A 2,143-nucleotide genomic window follows, 5' to 3' on the forward strand; every position below is an offset into this window, starting at 1 on the left:
CCGCCCCGCCCGCCGGCCTCAGGGGGTCCCCGCGGTGGCAGGCGGGGGAACATCCGAAGACGCCGGCGGGCGGGGCGGGACGTCGCCCCCGGGTCGGGCGGCGGCACGACGTCCGGGGCGGATGGGATGATGGGCCGGTGAGTCCCCGCGTCCCCAGCCTGCTGCGTCCCGTGCCCCTGCCCCTGTGGCTCCAAGGCGTGGTCGAGGCGCTCGTCACGGCGCTCACCAGCCTGGCGCTGGTCCTCGTCCCCACCCTGGCGGTGTGGATCACGGGCGGGTTCTCCTCCACGCGCATCGAGGACGTCCTCCAGACCGGGGGTGCCCTGTGGCTCGGCCTGCACGCCGTGCCCCTCGCCGTGACCACCGTCGTCGCGCAGGCGGACACCCCCACCGTCACCGGCACGGTCTGGCTGGTCCCGTGGGCCCTCACCGCCCTGCCCGTCTGGCTCTCCTGGCGGGCCGGGCGGAGGCTGGCCCGCGCGTCGTACCGGGAGCAGGCGTGGCAGGCGCTGGCCGGCGCGGTGGCCGCCTACGCCGTCGTGGCGCTGGCCTGCGCGCTCCTGCCGGGGGAGGGCCGGATCACCGTGCACCCCCTGCCCTCCGTCCTCCTGCCGTGCCTGCTGTTCACGACCTCCGCCGTGGCCGGGGCGCGGCGCGAGGCGGGCACCTGGGCGCACCTCATCGGCCTGGACCTCACCGAGCGCATCGCCCGTCGTTCGCAGTACGAGCGCTGGGCCGGGACCTACGCGTGGTCCGTGCTGCGCGGGGCCGGCGTGGGCCTGGCCGCGCTCGCGGGGCTGCACGCGCTGCTGGTGACCGTCGCGGTGCTCGTGCGCTGGCCGCGGATCATCGAGGTCCAGCAGATGGTGGGCGCCGGGCCCGTGGGCGGCCTGATGCTGGCCCTGCTGGAGATCGGCTGGCTGCCCACGTTCACCGCGTGGGCCGTCGCGTGGACGGCCGGGCCCGGATTCGCGGTCGGCGCGGACGGCCACTACTCCGTGTTCGGGACGACGCCGGCCCCCGTGCCCGCCCTGCCACTGCTGGAGGCGCTGCCCGCCCCGTGGGCGCCGTGGCATCCGGCGTTCCTGCTGGTGCCGGTGCTCGCCGGGGCCGTGGCCGGCTGGTGGCTGCTGCGGGAGGGCGAGAACCACCTGGACGACTGGATCGACTCGCGGATCACCGCCCGCTGGGCCTCCCTCACGCTGTCCACGCTGGCCCTCGCCCTGCTGCTCGGGCTCGTCTCCGGGGTCGCCGTGCTCGTGCCGCTGGCGCTGACGAACGGCACGCTGGGCGTGGGCTCGATGCGGGAGATCGGCTCGAACGCGCCCCTGGTGGCGCTGGCCGTGGCGGGGTGGATGGCCCTGGGCTGCGCCCTCGGCTACCTCGTGGCGCTGGCCGTGGTCGACCGTCCCGTCCGTGGGCGACGCCGCATCTCCCTGCCGCTGCCCGGCTCCGCCCCCCGGGCCGTGACCGGCCGTGCCCGCCGTCTCCCGCCCCGGCGCCTGCCGCGCGGCGTCGCGGACGCGGAGGCCGACGAGCCCGAGGTCGCGGCGCCCGCCGCGGCGCGGGAGGAGATCCCGGGCCGGGAGACCCCCGCTCAGGAGACCCCGTCCGAGGAGCCTCCCGCCGCCGCGCGTCCGGCCCCGCGGCGGGCCGGGGCTCCGCGTGTGCCGCGTGTCCCGCGTCCGGCACCGCGCCGTGCGCGGGACTGAGGCTCTCGGCGTGGGGCGGGTCAGCCGCCCAGCTGGGCGACGCCCGTGCGCCGCTCCACCGTCGCGGTGAAGTCGTCCGCGCACGTCTGCTGGGCGCGCACCGTCACGGCCGAGGCGGTGCACCGCTCGAAGCCGGCGGTCTCGTTCCACAGGAGCAGCGGGAAGACGCCCACGGTCAGGCCCATGAGGGCCAGGGCCATCCCCGCGCCGGCCGCGGCGCGCGGCACGAGCGACTGCGCGGTCCGGCGGGAGGCCGTGAACACCAGCACCCCCAGCACCAGGGCCGCGAGCGCGGCCGCCAGGGTCAGCACCTTGAACGGCAGGACCAGGGTGAACGCCCCGAGCATGGCCAGCAGCGCGGCCGACTGCGCGACCAGCAGTCGGCCCACCCGGGCGCGGGCGGCGGCGTCGGCGGGGCGGCGGTCCGGGGC

Annotated in this window: 2 protein-coding genes; one reads left to right on the plus strand and one right to left on the minus strand. The window is 78.1% G+C overall.

Annotated elements, in window-relative coordinates; translation table 11 throughout:
• Positions 1–137: 137 nt before the first annotated feature.
• On the plus strand, positions 138–1,712 hold the full coding sequence (locus MHY29_RS11850; protein WP_224355557.1) for a DUF6350 family protein: 1,575 nt from the start codon (positions 138–140) through the stop codon (positions 1,710–1,712).
• 20 nt (positions 1,713–1,732) lie between these two features.
• On the opposite strand, the gene MHY29_RS11855 is transcribed toward MHY29_RS11850, so the two are convergent.
• A partial coding sequence (locus MHY29_RS11855) for a hypothetical protein (RefSeq protein WP_239241481.1) occupies positions 1,733–2,143 on the minus strand: 411 nt, incomplete at its 5' end.

It is taken from the genome of Micrococcus sp. ACRRV (assembly GCF_022346985.1).
Taxonomy (GTDB): domain Bacteria; phylum Actinomycetota; class Actinomycetes; order Actinomycetales; family Micrococcaceae; genus Micrococcus; species Micrococcus porci.